Below are 21,817 nucleotides of genomic sequence, written 5' to 3' on the forward strand. Positions count from 1 at the left end.
TTCGTCATCGATACACCTTCGCTGTCAGCTGTGCAAGTCTGGTTTCTGAAAATTCATTTATGATAACTTGTTTTCCTTTTCTTGCCATTTCTAAGAATTTGTGTCTATTATTTATCACATCAAGAATAGCATTGGCTAAAGCTTCTGGATTATGAGGCGAAACTAAAATGCCTGTAACTCCATCCTGGATTATCTCGGGAATTCCGCCTACATTAGTTGAAACAACAGGTTTTTCCATAATAAGTGCTTCCTTGATTACAGCAGGAGATCCTTCAACAGAAGAAGAAAGCACAAATATATCAATTTCTGAGAGGATTCGGGGGATATCTTCTCTTTTACCTGCGAATATAACGTAATTACTTAATTCCATTTTTTGAACCATGCTTTTAAGTTCCGATTCCAGAATTCCATCTCCAACAATCAGTAATTTAATATTCCTAACTCTTTTAATAATAATCTTTAGTGCCTCAAACATATTCGGATAGTCTTTATGTTCCCTCAATCTGCCTATCATGCCTAGAACTACTGTATCAGAAGCAATACTAAACTCCTTGCGTATAGCTTCTCCACTAAAGTTGTCATTGAATTTTTTTACATCTATAGAACTATGAATAGTAATGATTTTATTCTTGAAAATGTTATTTTCATCAATTAGCTGTCTTTTTATTACTTCAGCCACTGCTATTATTCTATCTGTCCATTCTTTATAAAGTTTATTGTTTATCCAGTTGTTTTTTATTCTTGTGAAATTATGGCGTGTGCGGATAATTTTGCATTGACCGGACAAACCAAATAATCTAACAGCCAAGACACCAATCCAGTGGTCTGATGAACGGTGTGTGTGCAAGATATCAACTTTATGAGTTTTTAGAAACCTTGACAGTTTCCATATAACTACCGGGTTAAATTTCCATTTGCCTATTTTAAGAGACAATAACGGGATATTATACGAACCTGCTTTTTTACATAATGGGCTTGACGGAGACACAGCTAGAATTATTTTAAACTGATCACTGTTAAGCAATCTGCTGATTGAGAATATTCTCTGCTCTATCCCGCTCCAAACCTCACCTGCGTTTATGTGTAAGATAGTTCGCACTATATCTCAAGTTCCTTCTTAAATGCCTTCTTAATGTATTCAAAATATAACTCTTTATTCTCACTATTCTCTGGCAGGGTCTCGTTTGTAATAGCTTCAAGTATCTTATGTTTCATTTTCCCTATTAAAGGAGATGGGGAAAGATTAAATTTATCCATTAACTCATCTCCGGTGATTGGAAATTTGGATTCTTTTGCTGAAATCAGCTCCTCACATCTCCCCTCAAGCTCAGATAATTCTTCCAGCTTTTTTCGAACCCTCTCCTTCTTGTATGATGTTATATCTGCCTTAGAAATACTGAGAATATCTGAGAGCTTATCCCCCATCTTGGTTGCAAACCGTCTCACTGCGGTGTCTGTCCATAGAGAAGTATAAAGATTTGCTCTCATATGTTTCCTGATTAAAAAGCATATGTGCTTGCGATCCTGATTGGAGAATCTGAGTCTTGTAAGGATTCCCCATGCCATCTTAGCGCCTAAATCTTCATGCCTATAAAAATGCACATTTTTCTCATCTATTGTTCTTACGTATGGTTTCGCTATGTCGTGAAGCAGTGCAGTCCATCTGATTTTCTCATCTAAAGGGCAATTTTTAACAACTTTTACTGTATGCATCCATACGTCCTTATGATGAAGCTGGCTATCTTCATGCAGGTTCTTCAGAGGAACAAGTTCTGGTATGAAGTAGTTAATCACTTCGTTTTTCATCAAATTTTCCAGCGCTAGTTCCAAATGATTTCCAAGTAATAGCTTAGTCATTTCATCTCTTATTCTTTCACTCGAGAGGTTCAGCAGTCTGTAAGCGTTCTTTTTTAAGGATGAGCGAGTCTTCTCTTCAATCTCAAATCCTAATTGAGATTGGAACCTTAATGCTCTTAGAATTCTCAGAGAATCATCTGCAAATGCAGTGTCTGGATTCTTAGGTGTTCTGATTAATTTTTGCTCTAAATCTTCCCTTCCTTTAAAAGGATCAATTATTTTTGAGTCAGCAGCGCCTATCGCTATCGTATTTATTGTAAAATCCCTGCGCTCTAAGTCCTCCATTATATTGCTTCCAAAATCCACATCCGGTTTTCTGCTAATACCTCTGTATATCTCTTTTTTCCTGAATGTTGTAATATGCAATTCAACTTTGTCTATGAATGCGCCGACTGTTCCAAAATTTATGCCGACAGGATATGTTTTTATCCTGCTATTTCGTAGAATTTTGATAATTTCAGAAGGTGTTGCAGAGGTAGCAAAATCGTAATCATTGAGAGGCTTTTCCATTAACAGATCGCGCACTGAGCCCCCAACAAGATATACGGATTTCCCTGCCTGGCTGAAGATTCTAAAAATACTCTGTATTATTCTATTTTCTATTTTTAGCATTACTTTGTCTTTATATATTCCATAATAGGAGTCATCATCTTTAACGGCAAATTTAACAACCGCTGAAACAATCCTAATGTCATGTCTTCCAGTAATTCATGCTGAACCACTGTTGCCTTTAAATGTCCGCCTTTACTCCTTTTTAATCTGACATAGAAAGCAAGTAAGTTCCCATCCTCTCCTGTTATAATATAACCCAAAATTGGTATTTTATTCAACACCTCATCAACAATCTGCATCAGCTCAATTCCAAAAATCATATCTGTTGACTCTTTAACCATATCAATATCGCCTTTGCCTGAAATTCTCATTCTCTCGCCGTCAATATATAGACTTTCTACATTAATTACTCCAGAATTTATTACTGCTTTAGCCGTGGCTGTACTATATTTTATTCCCTCCTCATCCATTTTAGGCAGTCTTAATTTTATTACATCATACATATTAATAAGAGTGAACATTCTAACGAATATATGTTGTTTAGTTAAATATCCATTATTTAATATTATATCTAAATTTCCGTTCAGGTTCTTTTTTATTTCATCAATAGACTTGCCACGGCTTCTTATATTTCCCTCGCAGTTCAGCACTCCACTAAATGTAAGATTTTTAATGCCAAACTTTGGAGCCAGTTTTTGGATATCAACATTTTTTATTTTGTATATTGAATCAAATTCAATGCCATATGGGGAAGAAAAATTAAGTTTACCTGAAAGCTCAGCTTCCCCCTCTGCTAGTTTTAATTTTATCCTATGGATATGCAGTATCCTGTCTTTTATATAGAGTGGCAGATGTGGCGTAACGATTTTTATGTCATCATATATGCCCTTTTCTATTTCAAAGCTTGTCATGTTATTCTCCAAGATAACTTTACCTGTAAAATCAATAGGAATGGCAGGGGTTGAATTTTTGATTGAGACATTTGCAGAGTGAAGATCAAATCCTATCTGTACTCTCTCAACATGAACTCTATTCTGCGAAATTTTATTAACAACTCTCTTAATATACAAGCTTCCGATCACTCCAATCAGTCTGTAACATATAAATAGGATAATGAAGATAAAAAATACAATATAAAGAGCTTTCTTAAATTTGGGCATTTCGATTCTTTCTTGCGGTTTATTTATTTATATACTTAAGGGTAATGGAGAAAACAAATTTCAACATGTTTGTATTATTCTTTACAGGTATTCTTCGCAGCTCAAATATGGTTTCAGTTGTATGATTCATACCTCTTTTTGTTGTGCATGCTCCTTTGTACCCGGCTTGAGCAAGAAAATTCTTTGTATTTTCATTGTAATCTCCGTATGGATAGCAAAAGTATTTTACCGGCTGGGACAGATTTTCTTCAATAATTTGTTTTGATTTTGTTATTTCGTCCCATGCATCCTCATCTGTTAATCCAGTCATACGTTTGTGTGTACATGAATGAGACCCGAAACTAAATCCAAATGCCATCATCTTCTTTGCATTTTCCCATGACATAAATTTCTCTGGAACCTTTTCTTTGCTTTCATCAAAAGCCATAGTTTTGCCAACTGCATCTGTTGTTAAGAAAACCGTACCTGTAAAGCCCAGATTTTTCATAATGGGAAATGCGTATGTATAATTGTCAAGATAGCCATCATCAAAGGTTATTACGACAGGTTTTTGAGGAAACTCTTTATTTCTTTTAGTGCTCGCAATGACCTCATCAAGTGAAACAGTCATATAGTTCCATTTTTTAAGAAGATTCATCTGTTTTTCAAAATCCTCCGGTCTTACGTACAGGCATTGTTCTGTGGCTTTAGGATTGGGATAATTAATTTTATGATAGAAAAGGATTGGTATCCTACTCATAGGTCATTCCTCCATGCTATTATTATTCCAGAATTTGTTTTTTAATATTTCTGCAAGTTTTTCTCCAGCAACACGTATGGAGTATTTTTCTTCAACAGTTTTTCTTCCGTTTATAGCTATTTGTTCCTTAAGTTGGTTGTTCTCAATTAAACTCCTGAGTTTAGTTTCCCATTCATCAGGGGTTCTTGCCAGAAGTCCATCTTTTCCGTCTTTTATAAAATACTTATTTTCACCTATATTACTGCATACAGCAGCAATACCTGTAGACATATACTCCAGGGCTTTAAGGCCGCATTTCCCCTTATTCCATTCATTATCCAGTAAAGGATACACCCCTACATCGAATGTTATCAATTCAGAGGGTATCTCATCAGGTTCCATCCAATCGATCATCTCAACTTTTAAATGTTCACATTCTCCATAAGCTTCCTTTAGTTTATGGCAGTCTTTAGTGCCTATTATCTCAAACATTATATTATGGGTTCTTGCAAGAGATATTAAAGGCTTCTTCAGCATTATGAGGTCATCCTGATATGTCTTTCCATCCCCAACCCAGCCTATTTTAAATTCAGCTTTTTTCTCCAGGTATGCAGGCTTAAATTTATCCGTATCAATAGCTGTTGACATAATGTAAACATTATCATTGCATTTTTGAGCATACTCAGCCAGAAAGTGGCTCCCAACAATAACAACATCTGCAATCTTTAACATGCGGTTTGTGCGCTTCTTACGCCTTAAGAATATTGCATCATCAAAATCAAAGACCACACTTATATTAAATAGTTTTTTATATACCCATAGAAATCTTATAAAGTCTGACTGATAGACAGTTCTTTGAGCGTAAATAATAGTATTTTTGCGACTTTGGTTTAATTCTCTTATCGACTTTATTGCTTCTCTGTATCGTTCAATGCATATATTCTTTTTGAGTATCAGGCGTGGAGACATTATAGAAGTAGAAAATCCGTACTTTTTCAATTCCCTAGCAAAAAGCATACATCTGTATCTTGTGCTTGGTATGCTATAATCGCCCTTTGGGAAAAATACAATTCTGCTAGGCGTGTTTTTCTTTTTCATTAGTTCCTATACCTATGGATATAGCCATGTATAACCAAAACATAAGTCCTATTCTATCTTCATAAAAATATCCGGAAATACTGCAAGCTAAAAAACCAATAATTGTCAGAAGAATTGTGAATAATATGTCCTTTTTAAAATAGTCTTCTGTATGCATGTATGACTTATAAGCACATTTTATATGTCTTGCTAAGAGATACATAAAAACTACAATGCCCACTATCCCTGTCTCTATAGGGATCTGCAAATAGAGATTGTGTGCATCTGACTGCTGGAAATTGCCATGAGGATCAGTAATATAGAATTTATATTCCGGATGTAGATACATTTTTCTAAAGATATTCGGCCCATATCCCACACCTAGCACGGGATGTTTTTTTATAATCTGAAGACTATTATGCCATAATGTTAAGCGTCCGGATAAAGCTCGGTTAATACCTTCTTTAACCTCAAATGTAAATTTTACTCTTTCAGTAACCGGGGCATAAAAAAGGCCCAAAAGTAGCAATACTGCTAAGAAGGCTATTAACATCTTCTTACTTTTTTTGAACAGTAATATTAAGAGAATAACAAATAGTATTACCCATGGCCCGCGAGTGAAAGTTAGCACTAATAATATACCTGTTAAGAGGGCAGATAAAACTAGACCAAGTTTTATATATTTGTTTTTGGTATGAAAAAACACTATTAGAATTAAAGGGATAACAAGTATACAATACATTGCTGAACGGCTATAGCTGTCAAAGGCGCCTATAGCTCTTCCATACTCTGTCAATGTGTTATTAAAATAGCCAGATATGCCATATATGGAAAAAGCACATGCCGAAATAGCTAATATGTATACTATTTTCAGTATCTGTTTTTTGGTCCTTATATTATTTATTACAATAAAAAATAGAATAATTTGTTTCAAAAACTGTGACCTGAATTCATAAAAGCTATACGTCTGAGCTATGGAACCAATGGAGGCTAACACAACAACAATTCCCCAATACATAATAGGGAAATTTAGAGGTGTTTTTATAAAATGCGCATCAGGAACATATTTCAGTTTTACTATCCATGCAATGAGAGGGATAAGAAGAGCCGCTGATTCAATAGATGCAGTATGCTTAAACGGCATAATAAAAACTAAAAGGAGCATGCTGTACTCAATAATTATGTTACATATAATGGATATTTTTGAGCTGTTCATTTTTATTTCGTCACGAGTAGTTTCATGCATGCTTCAAAAACCTCATCAACGGATATATTTTTCATGCAATCAATTTTACCACATTCTCTCTTCCAACACGAGGCACATGGTATATCTTTCTGAATAATAATATTCTTTGTTCCATACGGGCCATTTCTTTTAGGGTCTGACGGACCATACAGGCCAACAACAGGAACTTCTAATGCAGCTGCAAGATGTGTAGGACCTGTGTCAGAGCCAACAAAAAGATCACAGCTCTTAATTATTGCTGCAAGTTGTTTTATAGTAGATTGAGGCATTATTGCAATTCTGTCGTTCATGTTGCTTCTAATATTTTCTATTAACTCTTTTTCTTGGGGCCCCCATGACATAATTACCTTTGCATTAGCATTGCTATTAGCACTGCTACATTTTGTTAATTTATCTGCAAGACGCGGAAAGTTTTCAGCTGGCCAGCGCTTTGTCGGCCATCCAGCGCCGGGGTTTAGCATGATGATTTTATCTTTTTTTGGAACTAGTTTTCTTGATGCAAAAAAATCCTTTGCAAATCTTAAATCCTGTGCGGATATAGGAATTTTAAAATTATATATATATTCAGATATGCCCAGCGGTTCAAGCAGGCTCATGTTTTTATCCACTACATGGACAGCTTTTTGAGGCGGAGTTACTTTATGATTGTAGAATATATGACTCAATTCGCGACTGTTAATCTTACTGAAGCCGATCCTATGGCTTGCCTTGCTGAAATAAGCTAAAATTCCGCTTCTGAATAATCCCTGAAGGTCCAGCGCTACATCAAACTTCTTTTTGCGCAGTATTTTGATTAATTGCAAAAAACCACTATTATCAAATGGAATGACATCTGTTAGATCAGGATTCCCTGCTAATAAATCAGAAAATTTGTTTTTAACAATCCATGTGATTTCTGCTTCAGGATAGTGTTTTCTCAATGTTGCAAGTACTGGCAGAGCGTGAATAATATCGCCCATTGAGGAGGGTTTGATGATTAGAAATTTTCTCCTCAATTTTTACGGCCCCTGCAAATATATATTCCCAGTATTATCGTCATTTCCTGCAGAGTATTCGTTCTGAAGGACGCCAGCATCCACAAAATCGCTATAAACTGTACCATTAGGGACTTTATCTGGACCAACACTAAAAAGCACCCATGCTGTCGCTGTATCATCGGTGTCCTCCACTTCATCATTACAATAATATCTGTAGTAAGCATACCCATCATTCGCAGGGAAAGGATCTGTTGGAACGCTGCTCATATAGGCTTTTGTATCCTCTACTAATTTGTTTAATCCTTTAGTATCTGTAACTCTGTAGTTTGTCGGATAGGTGGAGTAATCTGCATAGTATTGTTCCAGAGACACCCTGATATTTATCATTTCTGCCTTAGCTTTTGCAACCCTTGCCCTTATCCGCGCTTTTGATAAAGCCGGAAGCAGCATGCCTGCAAGCAGAGCTATTATTGCAACTACAGCAAGCATCTCAACAAGCGTAAACCCCGTTCTTTTGCCAAAAAACTTTATCATATCAATTATCCTCCCTTAATTACATTTAATATACCAAATAGTTAGGTTGAATTTCAAGGCAAATCAATTTGAGAACATCCCCTAATTTCGTCTCAAGCGAGACCGTCCCCCTTTGAAGGGGGATTCAGGGGGATGTAAAAGCTATTTCGGAATGCGATAAATAGAAATGGTGGTATTTTTCCCTGATTCAACAACAATTCCTCCAAGCTGAGAGGCAAATGCTCTTTTTATATCCTGATTTGGCTTGCTTTTATCTATTGCTTCTCTTAAGACAAAATCTGCATTCTTGATCGGTTTCCAATCCTCATCAAAATTCTTGAACGTATAAATGTCAAATCTCCTGAACGCAAAATTCTTCCCCATGGAAGTTTTTCTATCCCTGTGTTTTTCTACAAGCACTTTTGCAGTATAGATATTTCCCTGAAACATTATCACTTTTTTTGAATCGAAAAAGTCTTTTTCCTCTTCTATTTTCTTACTGATTGCTCTTTTCTCAAGTAAGCTCAAAGGGACTCCATTTCCCTCCACCCTAAGATTTACTCCCTCAATGGCTAGATCATGTGTTATTACAGAAATATCATATGTTCCGGAAGGGATGTTTTCTATGGAGAATCCGCCTGTAGTTTTGTTGAAATCGGCTTTGTATCTATTTCCCTTGCCATCTTTGTTAAAAGGTCCCGTTGCTCTAACCAATGCGTGTATACTGACTACTTTTTCTTTTGGCTCTATTGTACCTGATATTGAGCCGGTAGTTTGTGCGAAACTAGTTCTAATTAACAATAAGGACAGCAAAATAGAAACTGGAATTATTTTAAATGGATTATTGCTTTTTGAAATGGTCATATCCAAACTTCGTAAGTTTTGTTAGTCTATTGTCTTTTTTCAGATAAATACCCTTACCCTTAGTAATTTCGCCGACACAGTAGCCGTATGCTTTTTTGCTTCTTTCTTTTGAAACAGTATAAACAAGCTCAAAATCCTCTCCTCCATAAAGAGCAAAATCCAAAGCATCTTCTCCACAAGCCTGAGCAGCCATATGAGTTTGGTCATTTATGGGAACCTTATCTGCATATATAATAACTCCACATTTGCTCTGCTCGGAGATATTTCTGAGCTCAGAGGCAAGCCCGTCACTTATATCCTCCATTGCATTGGCATAGCCTGCAATCTCCCATGATACATCCAGCCTTGATTGAGGGGTAGTGTGGCATCTTTTAGTCACTTCAAATCCTTTTATTTCTTTTCTGAAAAGATGCAAGCCTGCTGTTGATGCGCCGAGAAGCCCTGTTACAAATATAAGGTCTCCCGCCTTTGCATCTTTTCTCATACAAAGATGTTTTTTATCTGTTTCGCCTATCAAAGTTATAGTAATAACATTCGCATTTCCGTGTGTAGTGTCGCCTCCTATTATATCGACATTATGCTTTTTGCACCTATTTCTCATCCCTTTGTATATTTCCTCAACCATATGCATTGTTGAATCAGATTTTAATACAAGAGAAACCAATACATACAAAGGCACACCTCCCATTGCAGCAATATCGGAAAAATTACTTTCAATGGCTTTTATGCCAATCTGCTCAGGTGTAAAATAGGAAAAAGAAAAATGATCATGTTCAACAATAGTGTCCGTTGTTAATAAAAGAAACTTGTTACCATATTTTATTACAGCAGCATCATCTCCTATGCCGCAGATTACTTCCTTTCTTACTGCGCGAGCAGCAATATGTTTTATTAACTCAAACTCTCCGCTAAGCTTTGTCACGTTGCCAGTCCTTCATTACACAAAACTCTCCACACATTGTGCACTCTTCATCTTTACCTATTCTGCTGTGTTTTCTATATTCCCTTGCTTTTTCAGGATCTATTGAAAGAGCTATCATGCCTTCCCAATCCAGTTTCTTCCTGCTTACAGACATTCTCCTATCCCAGTCCAAAGCTTTTTTATGTCCCCTTGCCACATCCGCTGCATGCGCAGCTATCTTTGTGGCAATTACACCTTCTTTTACATCGGCTTCTGTCGGCAGGCTCAAGTGTTCTGCAGGAGTAACATAACATAGAAAAGATGCTCCATAATATGCAGCAAGGGTTCCTCCTATTGCGCATGTTATATGATCGTATCCCGGCGCAATATCTGTTACAAGCGGGCCAAGAACATAAAACGGCGCATTCTTGCAATATTTTTTCTGAAGCTTTATGTTCTTCTCAATCTGATTCAATGGAATATGTCCGGGCCCTTCTATCATTGCCTGAACCCCTCTATTCCGAGCTCTTTCAGCTAATATACCGAGATTCTTAAGTTCTTTTATCTGTGCTTTATCTGTTGCATCTGCAATGCATCCAGGCCTCAGGCCATCCCCAAGACTCAGAGTCATATCATATTCTTTTGCTATGTCCATGACCTCATCATAATACTCAAATAACGGATTTTCCCTGCCGTGATACTGCATCCATCTCATTATAAAAGTTCCTCCTCTGGACACAACACCGGTTATTCTGTTTTTCAACAGAGGAATGCAATCTCTTGTGAATCCGCAGTGAACAGTTATAAAATCAACCCCCTGCTCACCGTGTATTCGAATTGTATTTAATATATCTTCTTTGCTTATCCTAGCAATATGCTTTTTTTCTACCATTACCTGATAAACAGGGACAGTTCCCACTGGTACGCTTGATTCTTTAATAATTGTCCTGCGTATCTTATTCAGATCGCCTCCTGTGCTTAAATCCATGACTGCATCAGCGCCAGACTTAATTGCAACACGGAGTTTTTTCAACTCCTTTTTAATATCTGCATCCTTTGGAGACGTACCTATATTTGCGTTTATCTTTACCATTAAACCAGACCCAATACCTATTGGAGAGAATTTATGCTTTTTGCTTTTAGGAATAACTATTTCTCCTGCAGCGATTCTTTGAACTAACTTATTTGTGTCTATCCCTTCTTTTTTAGCTACTATTTTTATATCATTTGTAATGATATGCTTCTTTGCCGCCTCAAGTAATGTCATACGTTTCCCCTTAGTTTCTTTATTATCATCTCTGATGCTTTTTTACCAGATAGCAGCATTCCTCCAAAAATGGGCCCCATTCTGGGTCCTCCAAATGCCGCATTTGCTGCCATGCCAACCACAAATAATCCGGGATATATCTCCTTTGTATTCTTTATTGTATCCTTTTCTGCTTTATCTGCATTCATGGGCATTTCTCCCATTATTTTACCTGTCTTTGTTCCTAACTTTACACGGGCCTTTTTCTCAAGCACGGTCAATACTTCAAGAGGATGCCCTGTTGCCTCTATGGCGTATTTGCTTTTAACAGTTAAAGGATCAACATGCAGGTTGGCAATCCCTACTGAAGACCAGTTAATAACAAATCCTTTTACGGTATTGTCAATAATTACAGTATCCTCTACAGATATGCAGTTGAATATTTTTACACCTGCAGACATTGCTTTTGCCAGAAGCTTTGACATTGCCTCAACTGAATCAGCTACGTAATAATTTTTTTGATATTCTTTATATGAAATGTCAAACTCATCAAGGATACCTAAAGCGTTTGCCTGCACAACGATCTGGTTGAACATCATGCCTCCTCCCCACATACCTCCGCCAGGCGAGAGTTTTCTTTCGAATATTGCAACATGTAATCCTTTTCTTGCCATATAATAGGAAGCTACTATGCCTGCAGGCCCTGCGCCTGCAATTGCTACATCAAGGTTCAGACAATTTATAAGCTTCTTGTTATATGTTTCCAGTATAGCTTTTGAGATTATTGTTTCATCCAACATTTTTCACCTCCATAAAAAAATCTGCTCCATTCAGGAACAGATTAAAACCAATTCTAATTTATTTTCCGTTCCCTACGCGGGTATTATCCCAACAGGTTCAAGGGGTCTTCCGAATACTTTCGGAACTCTCAGCTCTACGCTCCCCCAGATTTTTATTATAATTCTTTTATGACTAAATTACAATATTAACTAATTTTCCAGGAACTACAAATATCTTCCGAATTGTTTTATTGGCTATAATTTCTTTTATACACTGATTATCCAGAGCAAGTTTTTTGATTTCTTCTTCGCTGAGATTCGTGCTTATTTGCATTCTGCTTTTTATCTTCCCATTAATCTGCACAACGATCTCAATTTCATCAACTTTTATCGCGTCCTCATTATACTCAGGCCACACCTGCTTGTGGATACTATGCTGATGCCCCGTAACATGCCACAGTTCCTCTGATAGAAAAGGAGTAACAGGGGACAATAATCTTATCAATGTTTCCAAAGCCTCTATCCACAGTTTAGAGGATGTAACTTCTTTATCCTTCTTAATCTCATATAAATAGTTGATATACTCCATTAAAGCAGCAACAGCAGTATTAAACTGAAGACGCTCAATATCAGCGGTAAACCTCTTAATCGTCTTGTGTATCCACATGTTTAATATTTTATCTTTCTTGTTATCCCTTCTTTGTGCCTCTGTCCCTTTGTGCCTCTGTGCCTCAAGCACGATATCCCATACTCTGTTAAGAAAACGAGATACTCCCTTTATTCCTTTTTGTTCCCATTTTACTTCCTGGTCGAATGGACCCATGAACAGAATATACGCTCTGAGAGCGTCTGTTCCAAATTCTTCTGCCACACTGTCCGGGGTTATAACATTGCCCTTTGACTTTGACATCTTCTGATTATCATGGGAAAGCATCATTCCCTGATTTTTCAAAACTTTAAATGGCTCATCGAATTCTATTAATCCCTCGTCATACATCACTTTTGTCCAGAAGCGCGCATATAGAAGGTGCATAACTGCATGCTCTGCGCCGCCAACATATAAATCTACAGGCAGCCAATACTTGACCTTTTCTTTATCAAAAGGAGCTCTTGAAGAATCCGGATTTGGAAATCGCAGAAAATACCATGAAGAACATGCAAAGCCGTCCATTGTATCAGTTTCTCTTTGTGCAGGCCCCCCGCATTTTGGGCATTTAGTATTTACAAAATCATCTACCTTTGCCAGAGGAGAACGGCCTGTCCCTGTTGGCTGAAAATCCTCAATGTCCGGCAGCAATACCGGGAGTTCATTCTCTGGCACAGGAACTATGCCGCATTTTTTACACTGAATTATGGGAATAGGCGCTCCCCAATATCTTTGACGGGATATGAGCCAGTCTCTGAATCTGTACGAAATTTTTTTACCGCCAAATCCGTGTTCTTTAGCAAATTCACTAAGCTTCTCAATCCCCTCTTCTGATGATAAACCATTAAACTGATCTGAATTTATCATTATTCCATATTCAACATATGCATCCCCTAACACATGTTCTTTCCCATCAGGGCTTATAACCTCTTTAATGGGAATATTATATTTTTTAGCAAAAGCAAAATCTCTTTTGTCATGCGCAGGTACTGCCATCACTGCGCCAGTCCCATAGGAAAGAAGAACATAATCCCCAATCCAGATTGGCACTTTATCACCATTAAATGGATTTTCTGCATAGGAGCCTGTAAAAACGCCTGTCTTTTCTTTCTCTGTAGATAGACGTTCTATTTCACTCTCTCTGCGCGATTCTTCAACATACGCTTCTACCTTGTTTTTTTGTTCGGATGTAGTTAGCTTTTCTACAAGAGGATGTTCCGGAGCAAGTGTCATAAACGTAATGCCGTATATAGTATCAACCCTTGTTGTAAAAACAGGAATATTATGTTTGTTTCCACCAGTATCAACAGTCTTGAATATTATTTCCGTCCCTTCACTGCGGCCAATCCAGTTGCGTTGCATCATTTTTATAGATTCAGGCCAGTCAACCTTATCCAGGTCATTGATAAGCCGGTCTGCATAATCTGTTATTTTAAAATACCACTGCTTTAGGGCCTTTCTTGTAACATCCGAGTTGCAGCGCCAGCATTTTCCTGCTTCTACCTGTTCATTTGCCAGAATTGTTTTGCATGAAGGGCACCACCACTGGGAACCCATAGCCTGATATGCAAGCCCTCTTTTGAAAAGCAGTAAGAAAAACCACTGTGTCCAGCGATAATAAGCAGGATCCGTAGAATTGATTTCCTTTGTCCAATCATAACTTGCTTCAATTAGATTAAACTGGCGTTTATAGTTTGCTGCATTTTGAGCAGTAGTTTTTGCCGGATGCATTTTCATCTTTAACGCATAGTTTTCTGCCGGAAGGCCAAAACCATCCCATCCCATTGGATGCAGCACATTATATCCCTGCATTCTTTTTAGTCTGGTTACAACATCTGACGGGATGTAATTACGGCAATGCCCGACACTCAGACCATCGCCAGAAGGGTAGGGGAAAAAGTCCAGACAGTAAAACTTTGGTTTGTTTTTGTCTTTACCTGTGGCATACAGATCCATCTTCTGCCATACTGGCCGCCACTTTTTTTCTATTTCTTTAAATGGATACATGTTAACAGCTAATTTTTAATTTTCAATTATTAATTGATATCAGAGCAGAATTAAGTATATTGCGAGAGGATGAAAAGTCAAGCGGATTTATATCAAGAGTCGCCCCAATTTTTTCAGAGATGGAAGAGCAGATTCTTATGATCTGCTCTGGGGAGAAATAACTTATGGGTTATAACGTGCTCTTCACCGGCCGAGTTTATGAGGTCCGGTGCAAGAGACGTGTTCTGTAATTATTCATGTGTACTTGGTTCATTTTTTTTGAGCCAATCTTTTGGTAAATCATCCACCGAAGTTATGAAATATGTGTCTTTCCATTTCTTCTGATTCAGAGTGGACATCTCGGAAACTTTCAGAATAGCCTTGTCATCTTTCACTGCAACGAACTTTGTACAACGCATGGATTCTGGATTTCTGGCTAGCATTTCCATGAATTCTTGACCAGTAATTTGCTTTGGTTCATTGCATCCAGTCAAAAAAAGCAGACTGCTGGCTATAAGCATTGTAAAAATTACGTTTTTCATTTCATACCTCCTTGTACATAACAATTAATATACAAACTTCTTTTTTGCATTATCTTTCTCTATTTTGTTTAGAATATCACACTTTTCTGAACAAAAAAAGCACAAAACTAAAGAATTACAGCGTTTTTGTCATTGCGGGCGTTAGCAAAGCGAATATTTGCCTCCATTAAGAGATAGGCATTGTTAGAAGTTTATAATATGTTGCCTTGCCTTTGCCCAATTTTTCGATAATTCTCAAATCTATCAATTTTCTAAAATCAAGATTTCTGGTTGGCTTGGCTCTATCGGTTAATTTAGCATAATCGCGACCAGTGATGTAACCATGCTCTTTAATGTAATAAATTATTTTTTTGTGGTAATCTTTCAGCTCTGTCTTTGGAGATATCGTCTCCCGAGTTAATTCTTTGATGACTCTAAGTAATTCATCAATAAGTCCGTCAGTAAAATATTCCAGCCAGAAAGTAAAATCAATTTGATCTTTGATGTCGTAATAATTGCCAAAAGCTCCGACTTCTTGAAAATATTTGCTGACATTTTGATTGTAATAATTTTCAAAGCTAAAAAGGTTAAAAGTATCCAATCCCATTTTGGCGAGTAGTATTTTAGTAGCTAAACGAGTCGTACGTCCATTACCGTCTGTAAAAGGATGAATGATAACAAATTGTTTATGGAAGATGCCTGCCAAGATTAGGGGATCGACTTTATTTTGATTCCTATTAATGTAATTGAGCAGATCATTGAGCAGCGCTAATACTTCTTCTTGGTCAGGCGGCCAGTAAACAGTCTGTCGGGTTTGTGGATTATTCACAAAAACTGGTTCTTGTCTTATCTTGCCTGAGTTATAGTTAGCGATTAAATCTTGAGTAATGATTTTTTGGATATGTAAAATTAAAGGCAAGTCAAAGACCGCCTTTTTTGTTGCAGTTAATTCATTCAATTCAACGAGGGCGCTATTATAATTCAAAACTTCTTTTTCACTATCACGGATATGTTCGGGCCTGTTTTTTAAAATCCTTTTGACATCAGTGAGCGGCAAGGGATTGCCTTCTATGCTGGTAGATGAAAATGCCGACATTTCTCTGGCTTTTCTTTCCATTCTGGCTAAAACAACCTTTGGAAAACTGCGGCTATTGAGATCAAAAATAATTTCGCTTATTCTTTTGATATTTGAAAGAAGTCTGTCTGTAATTGTATATTTAGGCTGAAACATAATAGACGTATTATAGACGATTCATAGACAATTATCAACTTCTATTTCTCGCCAAGAGATTGCTTCATCTGGAGATGTGATTTTGGTTTTTCTTGTATTTTAAATTTAATTTATATAAAGTATCGGCATGGATAATTGTACAGCGCTTATAATTTTGAATTTACTCCCCGGCTTGGGGCCAATTGGCATACAAAACTTGATAGATAAACTTGGAGAGCCAGGAGCAATATTAGAAACGTCAGAGAGTGAGTTAAAGAAAATCAGCGGTCTAAGAAAAAACCTTTTAGAGAGCATAATACATTGGGAAAGAATTGTTGATATAGAGCGGGAATTAGCTTTAATCAAAGAGAAAGGAATAAGAATTATTACAATTCTGGATGATGAGTATCCTTTTTATCTAAAGAATATTCATTCTCCGCCAGCAGTGCTCTATATTAAAACCAGTTCTCCTCTTGAGTTTATTCCGTCAATAGCTATAGTTGGGACAAGAAAAGCCTCTCCCTACGGCGAAAAGATCACAAAAGAACTGAGTGCAGAGCTTTCCGCGCGGGGTTTTATAATTGTGAGCGGAATGGCAAGAGGAATAGACTCCATTGCTCACAGGGCAGCTCTCAGCGCAGGAGGCAGGACCATTGCTGTTTTAGGCTGCGGGGTTGACATTGTATATCCAAAAGAGAATGAGGAACTTGCTGAGCAAATTCAGAAACAGGGAGCTCTGATTTCAGAGTTTGGCATGGGAACCTCTCCGTCAAGAGAGAACTTTCCAAGAAGAAACAGGATAATTAGCGGACTGTGTCTGGGAGTAATTGTTACTGAGGCCTCAGCCCGCAGTGGATCACTTATTACAACCAGATTTGCTTTAGAACAAGGCAGGGAGATTTTCTCTGTACCGGGAAAAATCAACGCGCAGAATTCAGAAGGCGTGAATGGATTAATAAAGCATGGAGCGAAACTTGTTCAGAGTGTTGAGGACATACTTTCGGAACTCCAGCCAGCAATGTACACGAACAAAATAACGCGTAAAAAAATCAGAGAGAATATACCTCTAAAGCCGGCAAATCTATCTCCGGAGGAAAAGAAGATATATGATACTCTGTCCGATGAACCTGTTCATATAGATGGGATTATGGATAAGACGCAATTCTCAATAGGTACTCTATCGCAGATTCTCTTGACCTTGGAGCTTAAAAAGATTATAAAGCAAGTTCCGGGTAAAATGTTCATAAGGATATAAGGCATGTCTAAATCACTTGTCATTGTTGAATCGCCTGCAAAGGCAAAAACGATCAACCGATATTTAGGTTCCAATTTTGTCGTAAAAGCATCCATGGGACATATTATAGACTTGCCTGCAAAAGAATTCGGAGTAGATATCGAGCATGATTTTAATCCTAAGTATGTTGTCATAAAGGGCAAACAAAAAATCCTTAAGGAACTAGCCGCGCAAGCGCAGAAATCTGATGTAGTCTATCTTGCAACTGACCCGGACAGAGAGGGCGAAGCAATATCATGGCATTTAAAAAACTCAATATGCAAGAATAAAAAGGGGTTGCGTGTCCTGCTCCATGAAATTACCTCATCTTCAGTAAAGGCTGCTTTTAATAATCCCTCAGATATTAAAATGGATAAAGTAAATGCTCAGCAGGCAAGAAGAATTCTGGACAGGGTTGTAGGATATAAAATCAGTCCTGTTTTATGGAAAAAAGTGGGAAGAAACTTAAGTGCCGGAAGAGTTCAGTCTGTTGCAGTAAGAATTATAATTGACAGGGAGAGAGAGATTCAGAAATTCAAGTCCGAAGAGTATTGGGCAATAATAGTAGATCTTAAAACTTCTGCCAGCGAAAATTTGAGAGCAAAGTTATCTAAGCTTAAGGTTACAAATAAAGCACAGGCAGACAAGATAGCTGAAAATGTTAAAAATGCGGAATTTGTTGTATCTAAGGTAGATACAAAAACTCAGAAAAAACCTGCTTCTCCTCCATTCATAACAAGCAGACTTCAGCAGGAGGCAAGTTCAAAATTGCACTTTTCATCTACAAGAACCATGAGAATCGCGCAGCAACTCTATGAAGGGCTGGAAACGGGTGAAGGTACAGCAGGACTGATTACTTATATGCGTACGGATTCTGTGCGTGTATCAGGGGAGGCTATTAATGAGGTAAGAAATTACATAAAAAATAAATATGGAGAGAAGTATCTGCCATCTAAACCTAATTTTTACAAAAGCAAAAAAACAGCGCAAGACGCACATGAAGCAATTCGTCCAACAAGCGCTTCAAGAGATCCTGAAAAAATCAAAAAATTCCTTACAGATGATCAGTTCAAGCTGTACAAGCTTATATGGAATAAATTTATTGCAAGCCAGATGGCGCCTGCAGTCGTTCAGTCCACAACAGCAGAAATTAAAGCAGGCGACTATATATTCACTGCTTCAGGATCAACTGTCTTATTTCATGGATATATGGCAATTCACGGAAATGACACTAAAGAAGACGAGACAAAACTCCCTTTGCTAAAAGAAGGTGATATATTGAAATTGATAAAGCTATTACCTGAACAACATTTCACAAAGCCGCCTTCCCGATATACAGAAGGCACCTTGATACGCGTATTGGATGAGAAAGGAATAGGAAGACCTTCCACTTATGCGCCGACAATTAATACTATACAGAACAGAAAATACGTAACAAAGATAAAAGGATTCTTTCATCCTACAAATACCGGAGTACTTACAAATAATTTTTTAATTGAAAAATTCTCTGACATCCTTGATATAAAGTTTACCGCAGATATGGAATCGCTTCTAGACCTGATTGAAAGCGGCAAAAAAGACTGGCTTGATGTGCTTAAGCAGTTTTATGTGCATTTTGAAAAGAACCTTACACAAGCTGAAACTCCGGAAAAGACCAATGTGAAATGTGAAAAGTGCGGGAGTCCCATGGTTATTAGATGGAGATTTGGCAGAAAATTCTACGCATGTAGCGCGTTTCCAAAGTGCAAAGAAACAAAATCTTTTGGAAATGATGATCCATTGATAAAAGACATGCCTACGCAGGAAACCGAATATAAGTGCGAGAAATGCGGGAGCTCTATGCTGATAAGAACATCCAGAGGCGGGCAATTTCTGGCATGCAGCAGCTATCCTAAATGCAGGAACACAAAGAGTCTTGATAAGGACGGAAAGATCGTAGAAAGAAAGCCTCCTGAAGAATCGGATCAGGTTTGCGAAAAGTGCGGAAGCAAAATGCTGATAAAAACAAACCGGCGAGGACAAAAATTCTTAGCGTGCAGTGGCTATCCTAAATGCAAAAACGCAAAACCTCTGCCAAAATCAAATAAGTAAGGTTTTATTTCTCCGTTTTTTCTTCCATATATTGCTTACAACGTTGGAAGTGAGGGGCTGACAGCGCGTCATCAGTGCTGGTATAGTCCCTCTCCACTGACTTGTTGGGAAAATCAGATACTATTCCTTGGTTTCTAATTTGTTTTCATAAGTGCGAAACTCTTGGGATTCCAATATGTCCCAAATATATGAAATAGGGACGACCAAAGAAAATTTACCGCCTGTTTTGTCGGAGAGTGCACTGCTCTGTAAACCCAGCAAGTGTAATTTTTCACCACCCTTCATCTGTTGATTACCAATCGATATTCCAGACATAATATCTTCTATATAAAATACGGGCGCTCCGCTGTATCCTTGAGAAAGTGCTTGGTCAAGGAGGATGAAATGAAGATCAGGTGAGATGCTAGGGTTGTCTATAGATGTTAATTTGCTAGCCACCTTAGCCTCCTTTGCAACAGGGCTTAGTTTTTCTAGAACGCCCAAACCCAATGGGAACCCCACAATATATGCCGAGTTAAGCAATATTATCTCTGTGGCTTGCTTCGGATAAAGATCTTCGCTTATGGCTAAAATGTCGAAACTATTATTATAAGCTACAGGGTGAACAGATATATCAGCTTTTGGGTGGTGAAACCAATGTGCTCCCTTTATTATGTTTTCTTGCAATAGCCACTGAAACGTGATGCTCGCACTTTTTCCTTCAGGCAGATTCATAACAATTTCACCTGTTGGTGAAAGTGATTCTGCAACGTGTTTAGCCGTTACGAGGTAATCTCTTTTTTTATATCTAAGAATAAAACCCGATCCTCCATTAGATTTTATCATCGGTTTAAAATCTTCAGTGCCAGGGTAACGGAACCACACCTCGGCAAGCTTCCCATCTACCTCCACTTTTTGCTGTGATTGTTGCCGAAGAAAAACAACAGTTTTGCTCAAATCATCTATCGATATAGCAAAAGAAACAGAGTGAAATAAAAAAACAAAAATACAAGCACTCAATAAACTTCTCATTTTATATTTCCTCTCTTTAATTTTATGCTTCCTAACATATATCATTGAATAGTTACCTTTATTGTATTCAAGGTAGTGAATAATTTTATATATGTCAAAGGATTTTTATGTGAAAATACTGGATTCCTCCGCCAAGTCGGAAAACGCCGAACTTTTCAAACCAGAACCCTTTCTTTAGATTCTATCGATTTCAGTTCAGCAGTTACTATTTTTATTGTATCTCGAGCACTTTTGGGAGTAACTATTTCAGGATTTCTGCCTTTTTCTATACAGTCTGCAAAATACGATAGCTCTTTTTCGTATGCGTCTTTTGTTCCAGGTTCAGGAATGAAAGGATCTTTGCCTTTTGGATATACTGTAACTTTGGGATTGTTCTTGGAAGAGAAAATAATAGTGCCTTCTTCAAAACATGCTCTGTAACTCATCTCGAATCCAAATCCTCCAGAGACAACCCAGTTGCAATCCACTGTTACAACAATATCTTTATCGTATAAGTACTGTGTTGACAATATATCAATTCCGCCGCCCTCTATTGCATTTGCTCCAACACTATAGACAGCTTCTGGCATACCTAATAGATAATTCACCATATCCACGTCATGAACGTGCAGATCCAGTATTGCTCCACCGCTTTTACTTCCCTGTGCCAGCCAATTATTCCATGACCATGAAGGGGTTTGGCATGCTCGAAGCAGATATAATGACAGAAGCCTGCCAAACTTATTCTTAGAAACATAATCCTTAAGTATTTCATATTCCGGCCAGAATCTGAGGCATTGTGCAATCATGAGAAATTTATTGCTTTTTTTCTGGGCTTCAATCATTGCGTCACATTCCTCAACATTCATAGCCATAGGTTTTTCACAAATTACATGCTTGCCTGCATCAAGTGCTTTAATTGTATATTCCTTGTGAAGAAATGTGGGCAAGCATATGTCAACAAAGTCTATGTCTTTATCATTCAGCAGATTCTCAAATTTTTCGTATGTTTTAATCCCTTCAAGATCAAACTTCTTTTTTAATTCATTAATCCGCACATCATTAACTGCCCCAACCTCCACATTATCTATATTCTTATAGCTATTAATGTGTCTCTCTCCCATATGTCCCATACCAACTATTCCGGCTTTAAGCATTTTTATCTCTCCTCAAATTTTTTAATTCCAAATCCTGATTCTACCATAACTTG

At 37.5% G+C, this 21,817-nt stretch carries 19 protein-coding genes and 1 riboswitch; of the genes, 2 read left to right on the plus strand and 17 right to left on the minus strand.

The window, feature by feature from the left end:
• Window positions 1-4 precede the first annotated feature (4 nt).
• The 15 genes from KKC91_02580 to KKC91_02650 all read right to left on the minus strand — a co-directional run bounded on the left by KKC91_02580 (window position 5) and on the right by KKC91_02650 (window position 16,274).
• Window positions 5-1,099 (minus strand): glycosyltransferase family 4 protein, encoded by a 1,095-nt coding sequence (locus tag KKC91_02580; GenBank protein ID MBU0477437.1) that lies wholly within the window; start codon window positions 1,097-1,099, stop codon window positions 5-7.
• On the minus strand, window positions 1,099-2,469 hold the full coding sequence (locus tag KKC91_02585) for a CCA tRNA nucleotidyltransferase (protein ID MBU0477438.1): 1,371 nt from the start codon (window positions 2,467-2,469) through the stop codon (window positions 1,099-1,101). Before KKC91_02585 ends, KKC91_02580 begins: the two co-directional genes overlap by 1 nt.
• Window positions 2,469-3,479 (minus strand): AsmA-like C-terminal region-containing protein, encoded by a 1,011-nt coding sequence (locus KKC91_02590; protein ID MBU0477439.1) that lies wholly within the window; start codon window positions 3,477-3,479, stop codon window positions 2,469-2,471. Before KKC91_02590 ends, KKC91_02585 begins: the two co-directional genes overlap by 1 nt.
• A 109-nt stretch (window positions 3,480-3,588) precedes the next feature.
• On the minus strand, window positions 3,589-4,308 hold the full coding sequence (locus KKC91_02595) for a polysaccharide deacetylase family protein (protein MBU0477440.1): 720 nt from the start codon (window positions 4,306-4,308) through the stop codon (window positions 3,589-3,591).
• Between the two features lie 3 nt (window positions 4,309-4,311).
• Window positions 4,312-5,385: a glycosyltransferase family 4 protein gene (locus KKC91_02600; GenBank protein MBU0477441.1), complete on the minus strand. Its 1,074-nt coding sequence runs from the start codon at window positions 5,383-5,385 to the stop codon at window positions 4,312-4,314.
• Complete coding sequence (locus KKC91_02605; protein ID MBU0477442.1) at window positions 5,363-6,610, minus strand: O-antigen ligase family protein; 1,248 nt, start codon at window positions 6,608-6,610, stop codon at window positions 5,363-5,365. Before KKC91_02605 ends, KKC91_02600 begins: the two co-directional genes overlap by 23 nt.
• Window positions 6,583-7,605 carry a lipopolysaccharide heptosyltransferase II gene (waaF, locus tag KKC91_02610; GenBank protein MBU0477443.1) on the minus strand — a complete coding sequence of 341 codons (1,023 nt, stop codon included), beginning with the start codon at window positions 7,603-7,605 and terminating at the stop codon, window positions 6,583-6,585. Before waaF ends, KKC91_02605 begins: the two co-directional genes overlap by 28 nt.
• 3 nt (window positions 7,606-7,608) lie before the next feature.
• The gene (locus KKC91_02615; protein MBU0477444.1) at window positions 7,609-8,121 is read right to left on the minus strand and encodes a prepilin-type N-terminal cleavage/methylation domain-containing protein; all 513 of its coding nucleotides are present in this window, start codon (window positions 8,119-8,121) and stop codon (window positions 7,609-7,611) included.
• A gap of 141 nt (window positions 8,122-8,262) precedes the next feature.
• Complete coding sequence (locus tag KKC91_02620) at window positions 8,263-8,964, minus strand: hypothetical protein (protein MBU0477445.1); 702 nt, start codon at window positions 8,962-8,964, stop codon at window positions 8,263-8,265.
• Entirely contained in the window at window positions 8,942-9,886 is a 945-nt protein-coding gene (gene thiL / locus KKC91_02625; GenBank protein MBU0477446.1) for a thiamine-phosphate kinase, read from the minus strand. Before thiL ends, KKC91_02620 begins: the two co-directional genes overlap by 23 nt.
• Window positions 9,873-11,132: a phosphomethylpyrimidine synthase ThiC gene (thiC, locus tag KKC91_02630; GenBank protein MBU0477447.1), complete on the minus strand. Its 1,260-nt coding sequence runs from the start codon at window positions 11,130-11,132 to the stop codon at window positions 9,873-9,875. The genes thiL and thiC overlap by 14 nt, the downstream gene beginning before the upstream one ends.
• A complete protein-coding gene (locus KKC91_02635; protein ID MBU0477448.1) occupies window positions 11,129-11,911 on the minus strand; it encodes a sulfide-dependent adenosine diphosphate thiazole synthase in 783 nt (260 codons plus the stop codon). The genes thiC and KKC91_02635 overlap by 4 nt, the downstream gene beginning before the upstream one ends.
• 50 nt (window positions 11,912-11,961) lie before the next feature.
• Window positions 11,962-12,067: riboswitch (TPP riboswitch) on the minus strand.
• 16 nt (window positions 12,068-12,083) lie between these two features.
• Window positions 12,084-14,543, minus strand: a complete 2,460-nt coding sequence (gene leuS, locus KKC91_02640) for a leucine--tRNA ligase (protein MBU0477449.1) — start codon at window positions 14,541-14,543, stop codon at window positions 12,084-12,086.
• A gap of 230 nt (window positions 14,544-14,773) precedes the next feature.
• Window positions 14,774-15,064, minus strand: coding sequence for a hypothetical protein (locus KKC91_02645; protein MBU0477450.1), 291 nt, complete (start codon window positions 15,062-15,064; stop codon window positions 14,774-14,776).
• A gap of 166 nt (window positions 15,065-15,230) precedes the next feature.
• A complete protein-coding gene (locus KKC91_02650) occupies window positions 15,231-16,274 on the minus strand; it encodes a Fic family protein (GenBank protein MBU0477451.1) in 1,044 nt (347 codons plus the stop codon).
• A gap of 127 nt (window positions 16,275-16,401) precedes the next feature.
• Between KKC91_02650 and dprA the strand changes: the two genes are divergently transcribed.
• A complete protein-coding gene (gene dprA / locus KKC91_02655; GenBank protein MBU0477452.1) occupies window positions 16,402-17,508 on the plus strand; it encodes a DNA-processing protein DprA in 1,107 nt (368 codons plus the stop codon).
• Between the two features lie 3 nt (window positions 17,509-17,511).
• The gene (gene topA, locus KKC91_02660; protein ID MBU0477453.1) at window positions 17,512-19,617 is read left to right on the plus strand and encodes a type I DNA topoisomerase; all 2,106 of its coding nucleotides are present in this window, start codon (window positions 17,512-17,514) and stop codon (window positions 19,615-19,617) included.
• A gap of 120 nt (window positions 19,618-19,737) precedes the next feature.
• Here the strand turns inward: topA and KKC91_02665 are convergent, their stop codons facing one another.
• The gene (locus KKC91_02665; protein ID MBU0477454.1) at window positions 19,738-20,628 is read right to left on the minus strand and encodes a serine protease; all 891 of its coding nucleotides are present in this window, start codon (window positions 20,626-20,628) and stop codon (window positions 19,738-19,740) included.
• Between the two features lie 155 nt (window positions 20,629-20,783).
• The gene (locus tag KKC91_02670; protein ID MBU0477455.1) at window positions 20,784-21,764 is read right to left on the minus strand and encodes a Gfo/Idh/MocA family oxidoreductase; all 981 of its coding nucleotides are present in this window, start codon (window positions 21,762-21,764) and stop codon (window positions 20,784-20,786) included.
• Window positions 21,765-21,817 lie beyond the last annotated feature (53 nt).

The organism is bacterium (assembly GCA_018812485.1).
Taxonomy (GTDB): domain Bacteria; phylum JAHJDO01; class JAHJDO01; order JAHJDO01; family JAHJDO01; genus JAHJDO01.

Excerpts from the sequence above, each read along its gene's own strand:
- KKC91_02615 (MBU0477444.1), bottom strand. The coding sequence starts at position 8,121 with ATGATAAAGTTTTTTGGCAAAAGAACGGGGTTTACGCTTGTTGAGATG.
- topA (MBU0477453.1), top strand. The coding sequence starts at position 17,512 with ATGTCTAAATCACTTGTCATTGTTGAATCGCCTGCAAAGGCAAAAACG.
- KKC91_02645 (MBU0477450.1), bottom strand. The coding sequence starts at position 15,064 with ATGAAAAACGTAATTTTTACAATGCTTATAGCCAGCAGTCTGCTTTTT.
- KKC91_02620 (MBU0477445.1), bottom strand. The coding sequence starts at position 8,964 with ATGACCATTTCAAAAAGCAATAATCCATTTAAAATAATTCCAGTTTCT.
- KKC91_02595 (MBU0477440.1), bottom strand. The coding sequence starts at position 4,308 with ATGAGTAGGATACCAATCCTTTTCTATCATAAAATTAATTATCCCAAT.
- KKC91_02665 (MBU0477454.1), bottom strand. The coding sequence starts at position 20,628 with ATGAGAAGTTTATTGAGTGCTTGTATTTTTGTTTTTTTATTTCACTCT.
- KKC91_02635 (MBU0477448.1), bottom strand. The coding sequence starts at position 11,911 with ATGTTGGATGAAACAATAATCTCAAAAGCTATACTGGAAACATATAAC.
- leuS (MBU0477449.1), bottom strand. The coding sequence starts at position 14,543 with ATGTATCCATTTAAAGAAATAGAAAAAAAGTGGCGGCCAGTATGGCAG.
- KKC91_02650 (MBU0477451.1), bottom strand. The coding sequence starts at position 16,274 with ATGTTTCAGCCTAAATATACAATTACAGACAGACTTCTTTCAAATATC.
- KKC91_02605 (MBU0477442.1), bottom strand. The coding sequence starts at position 6,610 with ATGCATGAAACTACTCGTGACGAAATAAAAATGAACAGCTCAAAAATA.
- dprA (MBU0477452.1), top strand. The coding sequence starts at position 16,402 with ATGGATAATTGTACAGCGCTTATAATTTTGAATTTACTCCCCGGCTTG.
- thiC (MBU0477447.1), bottom strand. The coding sequence starts at position 11,132 with ATGACATTACTTGAGGCGGCAAAGAAGCATATCATTACAAATGATATA.
- KKC91_02600 (MBU0477441.1), bottom strand. The coding sequence starts at position 5,385 with ATGAAAAAGAAAAACACGCCTAGCAGAATTGTATTTTTCCCAAAGGGC.
- KKC91_02585 (MBU0477438.1), bottom strand. The coding sequence starts at position 2,469 with ATGCTAAAAATAGAAAATAGAATAATACAGAGTATTTTTAGAATCTTC.
- KKC91_02670 (MBU0477455.1), bottom strand. The coding sequence starts at position 21,764 with ATGCTTAAAGCCGGAATAGTTGGTATGGGACATATGGGAGAGAGACAC.